The organism is Bacillus sp. ISL-35, assembly GCF_018613355.1.
In the GTDB taxonomy this organism is placed as follows: Bacteria; Bacillota; Bacilli; order Bacillales; family Cytobacillaceae; genus Mesobacillus.
Genome location: NZ_JAGGQK010000024.1, coordinates 29,862 through 48,136 on the forward strand (window position 1 = coordinate 29,862; position 18,275 = coordinate 48,136).

The following is an 18,275-nucleotide window of genomic DNA, read 5'->3' on the forward strand; positions in this document are numbered from 1 at the left end:
CTGTATTTTTTTTGTGGGTAGGGAGAAACGATGGATCAGTTAATTATCAATGCAAATCTGAGAGAAAAGCGCTTCGCCTTAATTAAAAACGGTGAAGTTGAAAAAATATATATCGAGCAGCCAGGCCAGCAATCGCTGGTCGGAAATATTTATCTTGGCATTGTCGAAAAAGTGATTCCGGGAATGAATGCGGCGTTCGTCAACTTTGGCGAAGGAACAAGCGGATTTTTGCAAAAAGACAAATTATCCTCATATATTCTGTCAGAGGATGAAAACAAGGCCAACCGCCCAATTGGATCTTATGTCCATCAGGGCGAGAAGTTGCTGGTGCAGGTGGAAAAGGACGCAGCCGGGACCAAAGGAGCAAGACTGACAGGGGTCATCGAACTGCCGGGAGAGCATATTGTCTATATGCCGAAGGGCAAATACATAGCTGTGTCCAAAAAAGCAGATTCCCTGGAAACGAGAGCCAAATGGAAAGAGTTTGGTGTCCAGGTCAAAACGGCACAAGAAGGGCTGATTTTCCGGACCGAAAGCCTGAACCAGCCAGAGGCCGTGATGATCAAGGAGCTAGAGCAGCAGCGGAGCATGTATGCTGAAATAGAGAAATCTGCATCAGGAATGAAAAAACCAGGTCTCGTTTTCAGCCGGGATTATTTTTTTGAACAGGTACTGTCCGTATTGTCATCCATTAAAAATGGAACTGTCATTGTGGACTGTCTTGATTTCAAGAAAAAAATTGAGCATCACGTTCTAGATGATGTTGAGCTTGAATTTTATAATGGAAAAGTGCCTGTTTTTTCTTTTTATAAAATCGAGCCGGAGATTGAGCGGCTGCTGAAAAGAATCGTCTGGCTGGATAAAGGTGCCTACATGGTCATTGACCAGGGCGAGGCGCTGACGATGATCGATGTGAATACTGGAAAGTTTTCAGGGAAAACGGATTTGCGAGATACTGTCCTGATAACGAATATGAATGCAGCAGTTGAAGCCGCAAGGCAAATCAGGCTCAGGGATCTGGCTGGGATCATTCTGATCGATTTTATTGATATGAAGAGTCAGGGTGAGCGGGATAAGGTGCTGAAGCACATTCAAAAAGAACTGCTTCAGGACGGGCGTCGAACGCGGATCATCGGTTTTACAGAGCTGGGAATCCTCCAGCTGACAAGGAAGAAGACAAAGCAGTCGATGGCCGAGACACTGACAGAAAAATGCGGGACATGCGGAGGCACAGGGCAGGTGCTCAGCTCGGAAACGGTGGCTTACAGACTTGAGCGTGAACTGTGGGAATATAAAAATTCTGATTACGAAGAAATGCTTATTTCCGCTTCTGATGAAGTGGTCCGGCATTTTTCCGGAGAAGCTGATATCCATAAATTGAGGCTTGAAAAAGCGCTTGGTTTTAAGATGAAATTCTCGGTGTCAGACGCGGCGAGACCTTTTTATGAGATCCTTCAGGTTGGTGCTTCGACAGAACAGGATTGACCCAAAGCTGGCCATTAAAAGAACATGGATTATATGTTGACACTTTTGCTCGGCATATGATAGTATTTTAATGTTATTGTTTGTAGCACCCGTGCTACAACCGCTCACAACAGGTAATTAAGCTTTGCAATCTGCAAACGCCTGCTGATGGCGAGTCTGAGTCTAATGAGGAGGTGCACTGGAATGTACGCAATTATCGAAACTGGCGGCAAGCAAGTAAAGGTAGAAGAAGGACAAGCAATCTACATTGAAAAGCTAAACGCTGCTGAAGGCGAAACTGTAACTTTTGACAAGGTTCTTTTTGTTGGTGGCGAGAACGTTAAAGTTGGAAGCCCTGTAGTTGAAGGCGCAACTGTAACTGCTAAAGTTGAAAAGAACGGCCGTCAAAAGAAAATCATCGTTTTCAAGTACAAAGCGAAAAAGAACAATCGTAAGAAGCAAGGTCATCGTCAGCCTTACACTAAAGTCGTGATCGAAAAGATCAACGCTTAATTCTAGGCGAATCGCATGATTTCTGCAACGATTAATCGTACAAAATCCGGACGCATCCAGTCGTTTACAATCAGCGGCCACGCAGGATTCGCTGCCCATGGCAGCGACATTGTCTGTGCAGGTGTTTCCACCATCTCAATTGGGACAGTCAATTCCATTATTGGATTGACAGGTGTCACCCCGGACATTGAACAAGGCGCTGATGGTTTTCTCCGCTGTGATATCCCCGACAATTTGCCGGAGGAGACACAGGAGAAAATCCAATTACTCCTTGAAAGCATGGTCATTACATTGCAATCGATGGAACAAGAGTACGGAAAGCACATAAAATTAACCTTCAAAAAGTAGGAGGTGGAACAAATGTTAAGATTAGATCTTCAATTCTTCGCTTCTAAGAAGGGTGTAGGTTCAACTAAGAACGGACGTGACTCTATCGCAAAGCGTCTAGGCGCTAAGCGTGCAGATGGTCAATTCGTAACTGGTGGTTCTATCCTTTACCGTCAGCGCGGAACTAAAATCTACCCAGGTGTAAACGTGGGTAAAGGTGGAGATGACACTCTATTCGCTAAGGTTGACGGCGTCGTTAAATTCGAACGTCTTGGCCGTGACCGCAAGCAAGTAAGTGTTTATCCAGCAGCTCAAGAAGCGTAAGCTAAAGAGAAGCCCTAACCACTTCGGTTAGGGTTTTCTTGTTTTTATGGCTGCGCAATAAGAAGAATCTCCTTAAAGGATGATAAATAGAGATCCAACTAACTTAAATACATAATTAGCTTACGCAGAATGGCTTTTTTGTTATACTTACACCAAGCAAGTCTTATGAGTAGGGAGTATGTGTATGAAAAAAGAGTGGGATACAATCGAGGTTTTGCGCCATGAGCGCCATGATTGGATGAACAAGCTTCAATTAATTAAAGGGAATTTGTCACTGAATAAAGTGGACCGGGCTAAAGAGATCATTGAAGAAATTATCATGGAAGCCAGGCAGGATGCAAAGCTATCAAATTTACGTCTTCCTCAGTTTGCCTCTACATTGTTAACCTGCAATTGGGAGAGTCATCATTTCCAGCTGGAATACGAGGTTATGGACTCCCAAATCTTCCACAGATTAGATGACCAGCTTTTGACAGACTGGACAGAGCAGCTTTTTGAAACATTGGATTCTTCAATTGAACCATATCAGGAAAATCATCTCTCCGTTACGATTGAACCGCAGGAGAAAGGAATCGGGTTCTTTTTTGATTTTAGCGGAATAATAAAGGATAAAAATCGCTTAGAAAGCTTCCTTGACCAGAAGCCGGGAAACATGATGAAAATCATTTCCGATGGTGTGGTTGAAGGAGAGCTGACAATCGAAGTTTTCATGGAAACACTCTAGGGAAACATAAAAAAGCGATAACAAATTTCAGACAGGTGGTAATGACATAATGTTTGTCGATCAGGTTAAGATTTATGTAAAAGGCGGGGACGGCGGCGATGGCATGGTCGCGTTCCGACGTGAAAAATATGTGCCGAAGGGCGGCCCGGCTGGCGGCGACGGCGGTAACGGCGCAAATGTAGTCTTCCAGGTAGAAGAAGGGCTGAGAACACTGATGGATTTCAGGTACCAGCGCCATTTCAAGGCACCGCGCGGCGAGCACGGAATGTCCAAGAACCAGCATGGCAAAAACTCAAAGGATATGATTGTCAAAGTTCCTCCAGGGACAATTGTGTCTGATGCTGAAACGGGCGCAATCATTGCTGACCTGGTAGAACACGGGCAGCAGGCTGTCATCGCTAAAGGCGGTCGCGGCGGACGTGGCAACTCACGTTTCGCTACACCTGCCAATCCAGCTCCAGAGCTTTCCGAAAAAGGGGAGCCAGGCCAGGAACGTGAAATCATCATGGAATTGAAGCTGCTTGCTGATGTAGGTTTGGTTGGTTTCCCAAGTGTAGGGAAATCAACATTGTTATCCGTTGTATCAGCGGCCAGGCCGAAAATTGCTGAATATCACTTCACGACAATCGCTCCGAACCTGGGCATGGTTGAAACAGAAGACGGAAGAAGTTTTGTTTTAGCTGATTTGCCAGGTCTTATTGAAGGAGCACACTCGGGTGTGGGCCTTGGCCATCAGTTCCTCCGTCATATCGAACGTACGAGGGTCATCATCCATGTAATTGATATGGCTGCGACGGAAGGCCGCGATCCTTACGAGGATTATCTGACGATCAATAATGAATTGAAAGAATACAACCTAAGGCTGACAGAAAGGCCGCAAGTCATTGTCGCGAATAAAATGGACATGCCTGATGCTGAAGAGAACCTTGAAGTTTTCAAGGAAAAGGTTGGGGATGACCACCCGATCTTCCCGATCTCGGCGGTTACCAGGGAAGGTCTGCGCGAGTTGTTGTTCGCAGTAGCTGACTTGATTGAAAAGACACCGGAGTTCCCGCTTATTTCTGAGGAAGAAGTGGAGAAAGACGAAACCCGTGTTATGTACAAGCATGAAAAAGCAGAGCAGGAATTCCAGATTACCCGCGAACCGGATGGCACATTTGTGATCGCCGGTGACAGCATTGAAAGGCTGTTCAAGATGACTGATTTTTCAAGGGATGAATCTGTCCAAAGGTTCGCCCGCCAGATGCGTGGTATGGGCATTGATGATGCTCTTCGCGAAAGAGGCGCAAAAGACGGGGATACGGTCAAGCTGCTTGAATATGAATTTGAATTTGTAGAGTAGGCCTCAGGTGGTGACAGGAAGTCGATTAGCCAAAAGGTTAATCGGCTTTCCTCTTTAAAGTAGGCAAGCATTCTGATGGGGTGATTTGAGATGAAGCAAAATCAAGATAAAAAATTCTATCTCGTTCGGGAAGATGTCCTGCCGGAAGCAATGAAAAAAACGCTTGAGGCAAAGGAAATGATTGAACGCGGCAAAGCAGAGTCGGTCTGGGATGCAGTCCAAAAGGTCGATTTGAGCCGGAGCGCATTTTACAAATACCGTGATACTGTTTTTCCATTCCATACGGTTGTGAAAGAGCGGATCATTTCACTATTTTTTCAGCTTGAAGACCGGTCTGGCACGCTATCAGAACTTCTGAGCACTGTTGCGGCTAGCGGCTGCAATGTGTTGACCATCCATCAGACCATTCCGCTGCAGGGAAGGGCGAATGTGACGCTAAGCTTGAATATCACCGAAATGAGAGTAGAAATGGACGAACTGCTAACAAGATTGAGGAAACTGGAGTTTGTTGAAAAAGTAGAAGTGCTCGGAACAGGCGCTTAGAGAAAGCAGCAGGGGGAGGTTTGGACTTGAAAGTAGGATACCTTGGGCCGGAAGCAACATTTACGGATTATGCAGCCCGGCAATTGTTTCATGAAGCAGAACGAATCCCGTTTGTGAGTATACCAGAATGCATGGATGCTGCCACAGAAGGAGAGATTGACGCAGCGATCGTGCCATTGGAAAATTCAATCGAGGGATCTGTTAACTTAACAGTCGATTACCTTGTCCATGAAACAGATCTCCAGATCGTTGGTGAAGCGGTGGTGCCGATCAGGCAGCATTTGCTGGTACATCAGGACAATTTGGAAAACTGGAGAAATGCGGAGTTGATTTGCAGCCATCCGCACGCACTTGCACAGTGCCATAAGTTTTTACATAAAGAATTTAAAAAAGTTCCGCACGAACATATGGCTTCGACTGCCGCAGCGGCCAAATTTGTCAAAGATCACCCAGAACGCAATATCGCGGCGATCGCAAACAGTCTTGCTGCACAAGAATATGAGGGACTGGCCATGGCTCAGCAAAATATCCATGACTATAGTTATAACCATACTGTCTTCGCAGTGCTTACAAAGCCTGAAAGCGGACTTCACCTCGACCAGGGCGAAGAGTTCAAGACGAGCTTGATGATCACCCTGCCTTCTGATCAGGCAGGAGCACTGCATCAAGTCCTGTCAGCATTTTCCTGGCGAAAGCTCAATCTTTCCAAAATCGAGTCCCGTCCAATGAAAACTGGTCTCGGAAAATACTTTTTCATTATCGATATCAACTTTAAAATGGATGATGTCTTGATCCCAGGGGCCATAGCCGAACTGGAGGCACTAGGCTGTACTGTAAAAATGCTAGGAAGCTATTCCAGCCTTGAACTACTCACCACTTAACACCCTTTCGGGTTGTTTGAAGTGGGAGATTCTTGGGAATAGAGCGTACTTGTTAGTGTATTTCTTTACCAACAGAGGTTTCTCTTATTGACCAAGCTATCCCCGTAAATTCCTACGGTTCTATATTTTTATTTAAGTTAAAACTAAGTTTTTCAAACCTTCGGTTAGTATATTCTTACTGGCATTTATATCTCTATCGTGATGTTCGTGGCAAGCCGGACAAATCCAATCCCTTATTTCAAGAGATTTCTTGCCATCTTGATGTCCACAATGGGAACATATCTGACTAGACGGAAACCATCTGTTTATTTTTACGAGTGTTTTACCGTACCATTTCCCTTTGTATTCTAATTTAGTTACAAAGGCAGACCATGATACATCAGAGATTGATTTTGCTAACTTATGATTGCGCAACATTCCCCTTGTGTTCAAGTCTTCGATACAGACAATATCGTGGTTTTTGATTATTTCTGTACTTAACTTGTTAAGAAAATCGTCACGCTGGTACATGACTCTTTCGTGTAATCTAGCAACTTTTCGCTTTTGTTTCTGATAGTTTTTTGCATCAAGAAGGTTAATACCTTTGTTTTTAGCTTGTAACGCTCGTCTTGAAAGTTTTCGCTGTTCACGTTTTAGTTTGTTTTCCATTTTTGATGTGAATTTATTATTGTCAATCTTGCGACCATCAGAAAGAATGGCAAAGTCAGTGATGCCTAAGTCTACACCAATAGATGATTCAGTTTTCTCCAATGGCTGTACTTCTGCTTCTACAAGAATGGAAACAAAGTATTTACCACTAGGATTTCTTCTAACAGTGGCATTAAGAATACGACCATGTACTTCCCGACTTTTGGCAAAGCGAAGAAGACCCAGTTTCGGTAATTTGATTTTGCTTTCTACAATGGCAATATTATTGTTTGTTTCTTTAGTCGTGTAGGATTGTACCTTATTCTTTTTAGACTTAAAGCGCGGTGCTTTATTTTGTTTCTTGAAGAATCGATTATAAGAATCAGCAAGGTTTTTCAGTGAGGATTGAAGGGCAATGCTATCAACATCTTTTAGCCAGACTAATTCCTTTTTTAGATGAGTTAATTCAGCAGAACAAGCGTTATATGTTAATCCTTTACCTGTTTCCTTATACATGTCATTCCATTTCGAAAGAAAGTGGTTAAAGGTAAAGCGTGAACACCCAATCGTTTTAGCTATTAGGATTTCTTGTTCTTTATTTGGATAGATTCGGAATTTGTAGGCTTTGTTAATTAACATGACTTCACCCCTTTTTTCTCGAACGTATGTTTCTATTTTACTATAAGAGGAAGGTTTTGGCTATCGCCAACTGACATTCATCTCCCCCTTTTCGTTGGGCTTCGCCCTTCGCACGATTGAAGAGGGAGTCTTCTGTCGGAAAATGATAAAATATAAAAAGATCCATCAGCAATTGATGGATCTTTTCCATTTCTACTGTTCTAAATCAATCAGGAAATGTGCTTTTCTAAGCGTTTCTTCCGCTTCATCCAGTGCTTTTTCCGTCGGGGCTGAAAGGCTGTGCAAGTGGATGCCGTCCGTCAATTCTGATAAATAAGAAGCATTGGTGGATTTTATTTTTTCCATGAACTGTTTCACTTCATACCGGTTCGAGACCATGATGGAGGCGGTCAGGTCACCATACACAGGATGCTCGATTTTAACGTCTTTCACCATTACACCATGATCGACAAGGAGCAAAAGTTCTTCTTCTGTCCTTTCAGGGCCGTGGGAGCAGGCAATAATCCGTTCCGCTTCCGTTGGCCGGGAGGCGTGCATATATAAATAACCCTGGCTCGTAGCGATGATTGGTTCATTTTTAGCTTTTAGCAAGGTGATATCACCGACAATGACCTGTCTGCTTACATTCGTAATGGCTGCCAGCTCGCCGCCGGTAATCGGCTCACGGCTTTCCTGCAGGCGCTTCAGGATAAATTCCCGGCGTTCATCTCCAAGGATTTTCGTAGGTTCCTTCATAACCGATCTCTCCTTCGACTTCTTCATTCGTGAATTTTACCATAAATCATCCTGAAGTTAAACGGCAGCGACCCTACCAGAGATGGATGCAAGGAGTTTCCCAAGTTCGACCACATCACTGGCCGCAGTCTTCCTCCCGAAAGAAATCCTGAAGAATTCCTTTGCTTCTTTGCCATTGATGCCCATTGCCGCCATGGTTTTCGCAGGGCTTAGCAGTCCGGTGTGACAGGCTGTCCCGGTTGAAATCGCGAATTCTTTACGGTCACATTCCAGCAGAACAAATTGCCCCTCCACGCCTTTTAGGGCCATCCCCACGATTCCCGGCAGCTGCTCATCCCCCTCTGAACCAAAAATCGTATATGGGCTTTTGAGTTCTGTAAGTGTATCGGCAAAAATAGTCCTTAACTCTTTGAGTCGATCATGCTCTTGTTTAATCAGTGAGTGTGCTTTTTGGGCAGCAGCCGTCATGGCGGCGATTCCCGGGACATTGACCGTGCCGGGCCTGAAGCCTTTTTCATGCACGGTGCCATCTATATATGGCTTCCAGGCAAGCTTCGGATTGACATAGGCGACTCCCGTTCCTTTTGGGCCGTAAAACTTGTGGCCCGAAATCGACAATGCATCCACTGAACGTGCCAGGGAGTTCATTGATATCTTTCCAAAAGATTGCACGAAGTCACTGTGAATCAGGATACCGTTGGACCTGCAGTATCCAGCAATGTTTTGGATCGGCTGGAGTGTCCCAATTTCCGGGTTGCCGTGCTGAATTGAAACGAGCACAGTTTCAGGCCGAACAGCTTTTATAAAGGTGTCAATTTTGATTATCCCGTCCTCGTCCATTGGCAGGAAAGTGACTTCCCATCCTTCTCCCTCCAGCTTTTTCATCAGGTTGTAAACCGAGGAATGCTCAGCAGCGCCGGTAATAATGTGGCGGCCGTTTTTTCTTTTTGCCGAGAGAAGCGCCATGATTCCAAGATAATTACCTTCAGAGCCACCACTTGTAAAATAAACCCCGGCCTCTTCGACATCAAGCAACCTGGCGAATTCCTGTCTGCAGCTCTCCAGGAGATTAGCCGCTGCAGAACCCGCTTCATGAAGACTCTGGCTGTTTCCAAAGTACTCTGTCGACGCTTTGATAAAAATATCTGCAGCGTCCCGGTCAAGCGGGCACGTAGCAGCATAATCGAAATATTTCATAGGTTCGCTCCTCTGTGTTAATGATTATAACTTGGATATGGTTCCTGGAAAGGGAAACATACGCCGGAAAAAGGAAATCCCCGGCATTACGGTCACAATAAGGCCGAACAAGTGCCCGAAAACAAGAAAACTCCGGCATTTCGGTCACAAGAAGGCGGAACATGTGCCCGAAAAAGAGAAATCCTCAGCATTTCGGTCACAAGAAGCTGGAATATGTGCCCGAAAAAGAAGAATCCCCGGCATTTCGGTCACAAGAAGGCCGAACATGTGCCCGAAAAAGAGAAATCCCCATCAGTTCGGTCACAAGCTGATAACGTGTGAACCGCTTTGCTCCGTTTGCTATCCCGTTGTAAGTTTCAAAGAATCCATCAAAATAAAAGTTCTTGTCAATAGTGTAAAACTGTGTAAATATAGATGTCAAGACACCTGTTAATCCAGGAGGCTATCAATCTATGAAACAATTTGATGTGATCATTATTGGCAGCGGCATTGCCGCACTGCAGTTGGCCAATAAGTTAACAAAGGATTTAAATGTGATGATTCTCACAAAACAGAATCTGACAAAGGGAAATTCCTATCTGGCACAAGGCGGGGTAGCCGCGGCGGTTGCTCCGGGGGATGATCCTTACTTACATTATCTCGACACAATGGAAGCGGGCGCGCACCATAATGATGCCAAAGCTGTTCTGGAAATGACCAGAAAAGCCCCAGAGCTGATCAATGGCTTTTGGCAATCAGGATGCCGTTTTGATGAAGATGAAAATGGTAATTTGCTTTTGGGAATGGAAGGTGCACACAGCGAGAAGCGGATTGTCCACAGCGGTGGTGACGAAACAGGCAGGCATATGGTCGAGTTCTTGATTTCTGATTTGCCCTCCAATATCACTGTTGAACAATCGGCTTTTGTTTATGACCTCATTTTAAATCAGGAAAAATCCCAATGTATTGGAGTGAAGGCGAAGCTGCCTGATGGAACAAATGAGAGATACATAGCTCAACATGTAGTTCTGGCAACGGGCGGATGTGGCCAGATTTTCTCCTTTACTTCCAATGCAGAAACGGCCACCGGTGATGGAATCGCCCTCGCTTACAGAGCAGGGGCCGCATTGACGGATATGGAGTTTATCCAGTTTCACCCAACATTGCTGTATGTGGATGGAAGGACAAGAGGGCTAATTTCTGAAGCAGTCAGGGGCGAAGGTGCGGTGCTAGTGACTGAAGATGGAAAACGAATCATGCAAGGCATTCACCCTTTAGAGGATCTGGCTCCGAGGCATATTGTTTCGCAGACAATTTATGATTACTCCCGAAGAGGAATTCAAATTCATTTGGATATATCCTCAATCAAGGATTTCAGCGCCCGATTCCCGACGATCAGCAAGCTATGCATTCAGCATGGGATAGAAATGGAAAAAGGCTTGATTCCTGTCGTTCCCGGAAGCCATTTTATCATGGGAGGGATTAAAACGGATTTGCAGGGACGAACAAGCATCCCCGGATTGTATGCGATCGGTGAGGCAGCATGTACCGGTATCCACGGGGCAAATCGGCTTGCAAGCAATTCTTTATTGGAAGGCATGTTTGTCGGTAGCAACCTCGCTGAATGGATCAACATCCGCCGCGCAGGCATAAGGAAACCCGACAATATCCACATTCCTGTTCAAAACTTTTACGATGGGGAACTGCCGGATCCAGCTATTTTGAAACAAACCATGATGGACCGCACCGGGATTGTCCGGAAAAAGGAGATGCTCTCACTCCAGGCTGATTGGCTTGCTAAATTTAATCACGATAAGTGGCTGGAAGCTGCACTCGACCACTTATCGCCTGAACAATTAACCAGTCTGTTTATGTATATTATCGCCACTTTGATTACCCAGTCAGCTTTGGAGCGGACAGAGAGCAGGGGCGGTCATTATCGTGAGGATTTTCCATATGAAGATAATGCCAACTGGATGAAAAAACAAATCATCCACCAGCGAAAAAACGGAAAGGATGGTAAGCATGAATTCAATCAAACTGCGCTTGCTACTTGAACAATTTTTCATTGAAGATATCGGGGAGCGTGACGTCACGAGTGAATTGATTTTCGGAAACGATGCAAGGGGAACCCTGGTGTTCATCGCGAAGGATGAAGGGGTTTTCTGCGGAGAGCAGATTATCGATCAGGGTTTCAGGCTGATGGATGAGAACAGCCAGGTTGCCATGAAGGTAAAGGATGGCGAAAAGGTCGGCAAAGGCCAGGAGCTGGCGTTGATTACCGGCAAGGTTTCTGCACTGTTAAAGGCGGAAAGAGTCGTCTTGAACCTCGTGCAGCGAATGAGCGGGATTGCCACAAAAACAAACGAAGCTGTAAAAGCACTGGACAGCATGAAGACAAGAATTTGTGATACTCGGAAAACAACCCCGGGCCTGCGGATGCTTGAAAAATATGCAGTCCGATGCGGCGGCGGGTTCAATCATCGTTACGGCTTGTATGACGCGGTGATGATCAAGGACAACCATATCTCTTTCGCCGGCTCGATCAGCAAGGCGGTAGAAGCAGTCAGGTCAAACCTTGGGCATATGGTGAAGGTTGAGGTGGAAATCGAAACAAAGGAGCAGCTGCTTGAAGCGATTGAAGCGAAGGCTGATTGCATCATGTTCGACAACCGCACGCCGGAACAAATCGAAGAATGGATTGGTTATGTACCGGAGGGCATTACAACCGAGGCCTCCGGTGGCATCACGCTTGATACACTGCATAGCTTCAGGAATTGTGGAGTGGATTATATTTCGCTGGGATTCCTCACGCACTCTGTAAAATCATTGGATATAAGCGCAAAGGTCATGGCTGAAACGAAAGGGGATGTACAATATGAATATATTGGAGGCGCTCGAAGCTAAATCAAAAATGCTCCCGGAGAAATACCGAAACATGTCTGTCCAGGAACTTGAGGACATGATTAAGGACATTAAGGCAAAAATGGGCAAAAAGCTGTTCATACCTGGGCATCATTATCAAAAAGATGAAGTCATCCAATTTGCCGATGCGACAGGCGATTCGTTGAAACTTGCCCAGCTTTCTGCCGAGAACAAGGAAGCGGAGCACATTGTTTTTTGCGGAGTCCATTTTATGGCGGAGACGGCTGACATCTTAACAACCAAAAATCAGAAGGTTTACCTGCCGGATATGAGAGCCGGCTGTTCAATGGCAGATATGGCAGATATTTATCAGACAGAACGGGCATGGGATTTCCTGCAGGTGTTGTTTGGAGATACGATTTTGCCATTGACGTATGTCAATTCGACTGCAGCGATTAAATCATTTGTCGGTGCTAATGGCGGAGCAACCGTTACATCCTCCAACGCCGAGAAGATGGTCCGCTGGGCTTTTTCAAAAAAAGAGCGCCTGCTTTTCCTTCCAGATCAGCACTTGGGTAGGAATACTGCGTTTAACATCGGAATTGGCCTTGACGAAATGGCTGTTTACAATCCGATTGAAAATATTCTTGAGTTTGATGGCCCTCTTGAAAAGGTAAAAGTGATTCTCTGGAAAGGGCATTGTTCGGTACATGAGAATTTTACAGTCGAAAATATCGCGGATATTCGGGCAGCATATCCTGATATGAAAATCATTGTCCATCCTGAATGCCGCCATGGGGTTGTAGCACTTGCTGACATGGCAGGGTCAACGAATTACATTATTGAGGCAATTGAAGCGTCGCCTGCAGGAACATCGTGGGCGATTGGAACAGAAATGAATCTGGTAAACCGGCTGATTTCCCAGCATCCAGATAAAAAAATCATTTCATTGAATCCTCATATGTGCCCGTGCTTGACGATGAACAGGATTGACCTGCAGCATCTTGCCTGGAGTCTGGAATCGGCTTTCCAGGGGCAGGAAATCAACCTTATAAAAGTCGATGAAGAAACAGCATTGAACGCAAAGCTTGCCCTGAATCGCATGCTTGAGCAATCATGATTAGAATCCTTCCCGTATCGGGGAGGATTTTTTTTATGGGAAAAGCTTAATCTTACTGCGAAAAACATATTTATTTACATAGAAGCATAAGTTTTTTTGAAGATTGATAGCAATTTGCCCACACCAACATAGAATATATGGACTTATGCCATAGGAGGGAATCAGAGTGAAAATCCATATCGTACAGAAAGGGGATACTCTTTGGAAGATCGCCAAAAAGTACGGCGTGAACTTTGAAGAGCTGAAACAGATGAACGCACAGCTCAGCAACCCTGATATGATTATGCCCGGTATGAAAATAAAAGTTCCAACTGGTGGAGGCACAATAAAGAAAGAAGCTCCAATTGCAGGTGGAACGCCTCAAGCAAAAATCAATATGGGTGGCAAAAAGGAAATGCCGATTGCCAAAGAGAAACCGATGCCAATTCCAGAAGTAAAGAAAGAAGCACCAAAAGAGGCTCCTGTTAAGGAACAGCCGAAAATGGAAATGCCAAAACCTGTTCCAAAGGAAGAGCCAGTTAAACCATATAAACCTAAAATGCCAGTACAAATCAAGCCGGAAATTGATATCAACAATTACTATATGATGAATATGGCTAATATGCAGCTCCCGCCACAGCCAAAACCACAGCCAAAACCACAGCCAAAGCCACTGCCAAAAGCCCAGCCGCAGCTCCCGCCAAAACCAGATAACATTTTCCCGGAAGTTAAACCAGAGGCTAAGCAAATTAAACCACAGGTAAAACCGGAGCTTAAGCCCCTGCCTCCAAAAGCAGAGGTAAAGCCGAAATCAGAAATTAAGCCAGATATAAAAATTGAAAAGAATGATTACATGGATGAATCACCATCAATGATGCCATTCGTTCAAGGAGGTTACCAGCAGCCAATGATCCCATACCCATATAATTGTTATCCAGGTGCACCTTCCATGTCAGGTCCAGCTTATGGTTATCCAGGAACCCAGCCAATGCCATACCCTCAGGTGCAGGGAGTTTCCCAGTATCCAGGTATGATGCCTAACATGGCATTGCCGGCAGAGGACATGGAATCATCATCTTTTGCAAATATGCAGAGCCCGGTAATGGGTGAAAACATGCCAAATTATGCTGCGCCACAGATGACTGCACCGACTTTTTATGGTGTGCCTATTTCACCTGTTATGCCTGGCCCAGGATATATCCCTCAGCCGCAGCCAATGCCATATATGCCGCAGGTCGCGGGCATGATGGATAATCAAATGCCACAGGTCGGAGGTATGATGGATAACCAGCCAATGCCTCAAGTAGGCGGCATGATGGAGGATGAATCATCAGAAATGCCAATGATGCCTCAGATGCCTCAAGTTGGCGGAATGATGCAAGGACAAATGCCGATGATGCCGCAAGTTGGTGGAATGATGGAAAACCAGATGCCACAGGTCGGTGGAATGATGCAAGGACAAATGCCGATGATGCCGCAAGTTGGTGGAATGATGGAAAACCAGATGCCGCAGGTCGGTGGAATGATGCAAGGACAAATGCCGATGATGCCGCAGGTCGGTGGAATGATGGAAAACCAGATCCCGCAAGTCGGCGGAATGATGCAAGGACAAATGCCGATGATGCCGCAGGTCGGCGGAATGATGGATAATCAAATGGCACCTCAAGTTGGCGGAATGATGCAGCCTCCAATGATGCCTAAGCAACCAGTTCAAGGTGCTGCTGCTGGAGGCGATTGCGGCTGTGGAGGCACAATGGGCAGCCCTTATGGCATGATGGGGCCTGGAATGAACCCATACCAAATGATGCCTTACGGCGGCTATCCAGGTGGACCAGGAATGCATATGCACCCTCACCACGGCTACCAAATGGGCATGGGACCACAAGGATTCATGAATCCATATGGAGCAGGTCCTATGGGTGGAGGATACGGAATGCCAATGCCAAGATACAATGACGAAGAGAGCAATGAATATTAACATCAGGAGAGGAGGAGACGATTATTTTTTCAATCGTCTCTTCTCTTATTGCAACAGTGAACTGGACGGCAAGATTCATGGCATGAAACAGTTAAGGGGGAATGTCTATCTTGTTGAAACAGACAATACCCGATTCATCTTAAAAGGATATAAAGATTTGCGAAAATTAAAGATCCAGGAGGCGTTTGCTTCCTCATTGAGGCAATCCGGCTTTGACTCCTCATATAGATTTTTAAGGATGAACACAACTTTTCAATTTGAGGGGCTATTTTATGGCTGTATAGAATATATTGACCATCATGAAAATCGATTTGACTATGGGAAACAGGCAGATAGGGAAGAAGGAATCACGCTTCTGGATAAATTCCATGAACATACTTCATTGCTAGTGTCTTCCTATGCAGGGATGCTTCCAAAAGCGGATTTGGCGAAAAAATGGCATTATCGAAAGAATGAATTCAGCAAAAATTTGCAGGCTGTCCATTTTTATGTGAACAGTGCCATCACAGATGAGCTCATGGAGTGGGCTGAAGTTTCCTTAAAACATTTTGATGCTTCAAAAAAAGAGCTTGAACAGGAACCGCCAGCGATCCTCCATGGCGATGTTGCCCACCATAATTTTCTTCGGTCAAAAGAGGGGAAGCTGTATTTAATTGATTATGATTTGATCAGCCTGGGGCCGAGAGGGTATGATATGCTTCAATATGCCAATCGAATCCTGCCCTTTCTGGATTGGGAGTTTGAGTCCCTGAAAAAAATCGGGCATTTTAAAAAGTGGCTCGGTTATGAATCGTTTTTATACGGCCTGTTATATCCGGCCGATATATTGAGGGAATGGAACAGGATGCTAAGAGAGAGAAATCATATATCCCCAATCAGGCTTTCTCCTCTGATTGACATGACAATCAACCAGTTCCAGCAAAGAAAAGGATTTCAGGAAGATGTTCAAGCGTGGCTTCATACATTAAAGTGATTTGGACGTATCTGTCAGAATGAAAATCCACCCCCATCCGCACTCTAATAAATGAGCATGAAGAATGCTCATTTTAGCTAGGATGGGGGTTTTTCGTTTGAACAAGAAAATGTTGTTCGTTCCTATCGCATCACTGCTTACATTAGGTCTGACAGCCTGCAATGGAGATAATGAGGCAGCTATCCAAAGTACGAACAGGAACCAGGGCCAGCCACTTGGCTATTATTCAAATGAAAAAGGGAACGAAGTTGATGTCATGGATGACAGGGAAGGGGCACTTACAGAGCTTTTTGACCATAATTTTGGCAAAGAAGGTGCCGCTGAAGAAAATCGCAAGCGAAAGATCCTTCAGTCCACAGATGAAAATGGAAATCCTCCAAACCCGACTGTTCCACGTTCTGACCATGACCATAATTTTTTTCAAAAAGACAATAAATACAGCCGCGGAGACCTGAATTACCATGGACATTTAACTGAGAACAGGGGGAGCGGCAAGGCAGGTATTTATTCTAATACGGGACAGGATAACAAACTTGCGCGCAAAGTCTCACTTGCTGCAGAGTCTGTCGATAATGTCGATAAGGTGCGGTCCGTGCTATATGGCCGTGAAGTAGAAATTGCGGTGTCCTATAAGGATAAGTCGCTGAAAAAACAAACAGATAATGAAATCAAAAAAGCGGTCCTACCATATATCGAAGGCAGGGAACTTCGCATCATCGAGGATGAAGGAACCTTCAGCAGGACAAGGAATATTGATTATGACCGAAAAAATGGCAACCCGCGTGAAAGCATCAACTTCAATCCCTAATAAAAAATAGAAGGCAGATCATCATCTTGCCTTCTATTTTTCATGCTCAAGATGATGGGGCCCATTTTTCTCCAAATTAATCCCTTTAATGATCGCTAACCTCCAAACAAGCAAGCTGTTTTTTTCAGCATCATCCTCATTCGAACCCATCCTTCTAATAACGGCATTCAAAAGCAATTGTTCCAAGCAAAACAGCAAAGGGATAATTAAAACCTGATTGGCTATACTAGTAGTGAAAAAGAATTTAAACACTTGGCAAATAAGAGAGGTGGACGGCAATGGCTTCAATCAATTTAATCAAAGCGTTCAGCACTGCTGTATTGCTCCTAATCAGTCTATCGGGAGCTGGTCCAGTACTTCCCGCAGGGCAGGTTCATGCTGAGAAGCCTGGTGAAGCAGTCCATGAAATCAATGAACCTCTTAAGGTCACAATCATTTTGCAGAGAGTCTATCTTGATGGTGAAATGAGTGAGGAAAAGGTCGTGGAGACGATTTGGTCTTTGGAAGATTTTTGGGCCAAATATGATAAATGGCAGCTTGTCGATATGGAAGCTAAGCAGGCGGTGTTCAGGCAGGACGTTGATGATATTTCACCTCTCCTGAAGGCTAATGGATATTTCGGCCTGTCAGATGAAGGGGTACTGACTATTTTTAATGGAAGGCCTGATGGTTCGAATATCATTCAATCGTTCTTTCAAATTGACATTGGCAGACTTGAGAGCATCAAGCGGGATCAATTGAAAAAGGGGATTCCGATCCGCAGTAAACAATGCTATGAAGAGGTCCTGGAGACCTTTAAACCATATACGGTGAAGGACTTACATTGAAGAGCCGGGATGACTGGCTCTTATTTGCGTTTTCCAAGCTTTCTTAGAGATTTTATTACTGGATAAGAAAGTATAAATTTATCCACTTAGATAAGTGTCTAGCTCCAGCGCCTAGCCAGTTTTCATCCCTGAAATAGCTTCCTCGAGTATCTTGCGAGAAGCGATAGCTTTGAGCAGCTCGAGACGTTTGTCTAGCTGCGGCTCCTAACTCCTCGAGTCGCTTGTTTAGCTGCGGCTCCTAACTCCTCGAGACGCTTCGGTCCTGCCAATGAAGTCAAAGAGCGACTTCACTGTCAGGCCCTCCAGCGCTTGTCGGAGTTGGACAGTCGCCTCCGCTTTTCGAATTGTCTAGTGTCGCCTCCTAGAAACGCAGAAACTTCAACTCCGCCGACAGAAGCAAAAAGCGCTTCTTTGTCGGAGTCTCAAGTTT

At 45.0% G+C, this 18,275-nt stretch carries 18 protein-coding genes and 1 other annotated feature; of the genes, 15 read left to right on the forward strand and 3 right to left on the reverse strand.

Translation table 11 applies throughout. The annotated features are described in order from the left end of the window. The first annotated feature begins 30 nt into the window (after window positions 1-30). The 8 genes from J7E38_RS22155 (at window position 31) to pheA (ending at window position 6,118) form a co-directional block, all read left to right on the forward strand. Complete coding sequence (locus tag J7E38_RS22155; RefSeq protein ID WP_214704689.1) at window positions 31-1,485, forward strand: Rne/Rng family ribonuclease; 1,455 nt, start codon at window positions 31-33, stop codon at window positions 1,483-1,485. Between the two features lie 88 nt (window positions 1,486-1,573). After that, window positions 1,574-1,653: a sequence feature (ribosomal protein L21 leader region), on the forward strand. A gap of 15 nt (window positions 1,654-1,668) precedes the next feature. Next, window positions 1,669-1,977: a 50S ribosomal protein L21 gene (rplU, locus tag J7E38_RS22160; protein WP_144477733.1), complete on the forward strand. Its 309-nt coding sequence runs from the start codon at window positions 1,669-1,671 to the stop codon at window positions 1,975-1,977. A gap of 15 nt (window positions 1,978-1,992) precedes the next feature. After that, window positions 1,993-2,325, forward strand: coding sequence for a ribosomal-processing cysteine protease Prp (locus J7E38_RS22165; protein WP_214704688.1), 333 nt, complete (start codon window positions 1,993-1,995; stop codon window positions 2,323-2,325). A gap of 12 nt (window positions 2,326-2,337) precedes the next feature. Beyond that, complete coding sequence (gene rpmA / locus J7E38_RS22170; RefSeq protein WP_079509900.1) at window positions 2,338-2,628, forward strand: 50S ribosomal protein L27; 291 nt, start codon at window positions 2,338-2,340, stop codon at window positions 2,626-2,628. A gap of 184 nt (window positions 2,629-2,812) precedes the next feature. Further along, window positions 2,813-3,352, forward strand: coding sequence for a Spo0B C-terminal domain-containing protein (locus J7E38_RS22175; RefSeq protein WP_214704687.1), 540 nt, complete (start codon window positions 2,813-2,815; stop codon window positions 3,350-3,352). Between the two features lie 49 nt (window positions 3,353-3,401). Then, on the forward strand, window positions 3,402-4,694 hold the full coding sequence (gene obgE, locus J7E38_RS22180) for a GTPase ObgE (RefSeq protein WP_214704686.1): 1,293 nt from the start codon (window positions 3,402-3,404) through the stop codon (window positions 4,692-4,694). Window positions 4,695-4,784: 90 nt separating this feature from the next. Then, on the forward strand, window positions 4,785-5,237 hold the full coding sequence (locus J7E38_RS22185) for an ACT domain-containing protein (protein WP_214704685.1): 453 nt from the start codon (window positions 4,785-4,787) through the stop codon (window positions 5,235-5,237). 26 nt (window positions 5,238-5,263) lie between these two features. Further along, a complete protein-coding gene (gene pheA / locus J7E38_RS22190) occupies window positions 5,264-6,118 on the forward strand; it encodes a prephenate dehydratase (protein ID WP_214704684.1) in 855 nt (284 codons plus the stop codon). A 132-nt stretch (window positions 6,119-6,250) separates the two neighbouring features. On the opposite strand, the gene tnpB is transcribed toward pheA, so the two are convergent. From tnpB to J7E38_RS22205, 3 genes are all read right to left on the reverse strand, one after another. Next, entirely contained in the window at window positions 6,251-7,384 is a 1,134-nt protein-coding gene (gene tnpB, locus J7E38_RS22195) for an IS200/IS605 family element RNA-guided endonuclease TnpB (RefSeq protein ID WP_214704683.1), read from the reverse strand. Between the two features lie 192 nt (window positions 7,385-7,576). Then, window positions 7,577-8,119 (reverse strand): transcription repressor NadR, encoded by a 543-nt coding sequence (locus J7E38_RS22200; protein WP_214704682.1) that lies wholly within the window; start codon window positions 8,117-8,119, stop codon window positions 7,577-7,579. Window positions 8,120-8,176: 57 nt separating this feature from the next. After that, a complete protein-coding gene (locus J7E38_RS22205) occupies window positions 8,177-9,316 on the reverse strand; it encodes an IscS subfamily cysteine desulfurase (protein WP_214704681.1) in 1,140 nt (379 codons plus the stop codon). 452 nt (window positions 9,317-9,768) lie between these two features. Between J7E38_RS22205 and nadB the strand changes: the two genes are divergently transcribed. From nadB to J7E38_RS22240, 7 genes are all read left to right on the forward strand, one after another. Then, window positions 9,769-11,352, forward strand: a complete 1,584-nt coding sequence (gene nadB, locus J7E38_RS22210) for an L-aspartate oxidase (protein ID WP_214704680.1) — start codon at window positions 9,769-9,771, stop codon at window positions 11,350-11,352. Beyond that, the gene (gene nadC, locus J7E38_RS22215; protein WP_214704679.1) at window positions 11,321-12,202 is read left to right on the forward strand and encodes a carboxylating nicotinate-nucleotide diphosphorylase; all 882 of its coding nucleotides are present in this window, start codon (window positions 11,321-11,323) and stop codon (window positions 12,200-12,202) included. Before nadB ends, nadC begins: the two co-directional genes overlap by 32 nt. After that, entirely contained in the window at window positions 12,174-13,280 is a 1,107-nt protein-coding gene (gene nadA, locus J7E38_RS22220) for a quinolinate synthase NadA (protein ID WP_214704678.1), read from the forward strand. The genes nadC and nadA overlap by 29 nt, the downstream gene beginning before the upstream one ends. 166 nt (window positions 13,281-13,446) lie before the next feature. Next, on the forward strand, window positions 13,447-15,237 hold the full coding sequence (gene safA / locus J7E38_RS22225) for a SafA/ExsA family spore coat assembly protein (protein WP_214704677.1): 1,791 nt from the start codon (window positions 13,447-13,449) through the stop codon (window positions 15,235-15,237). Next, a complete protein-coding gene (locus tag J7E38_RS22230; protein WP_214704676.1) occupies window positions 15,227-16,210 on the forward strand; it encodes a phosphotransferase in 984 nt (327 codons plus the stop codon). The genes safA and J7E38_RS22230 overlap by 11 nt, the downstream gene beginning before the upstream one ends. Window positions 16,211-16,307: 97 nt before the next feature. Beyond that, window positions 16,308-17,018: a YhcN/YlaJ family sporulation lipoprotein gene (locus tag J7E38_RS22235; RefSeq protein ID WP_214704675.1), complete on the forward strand. Its 711-nt coding sequence runs from the start codon at window positions 16,308-16,310 to the stop codon at window positions 17,016-17,018. Window positions 17,019-17,296: 278 nt separating this feature from the next. Beyond that, on the forward strand, window positions 17,297-17,845 hold the full coding sequence (locus J7E38_RS22240; RefSeq protein ID WP_214704674.1) for an intercompartmental signaling factor BofC: 549 nt from the start codon (window positions 17,297-17,299) through the stop codon (window positions 17,843-17,845). Window positions 17,846-18,275: the final 430 nt, after the last annotated feature.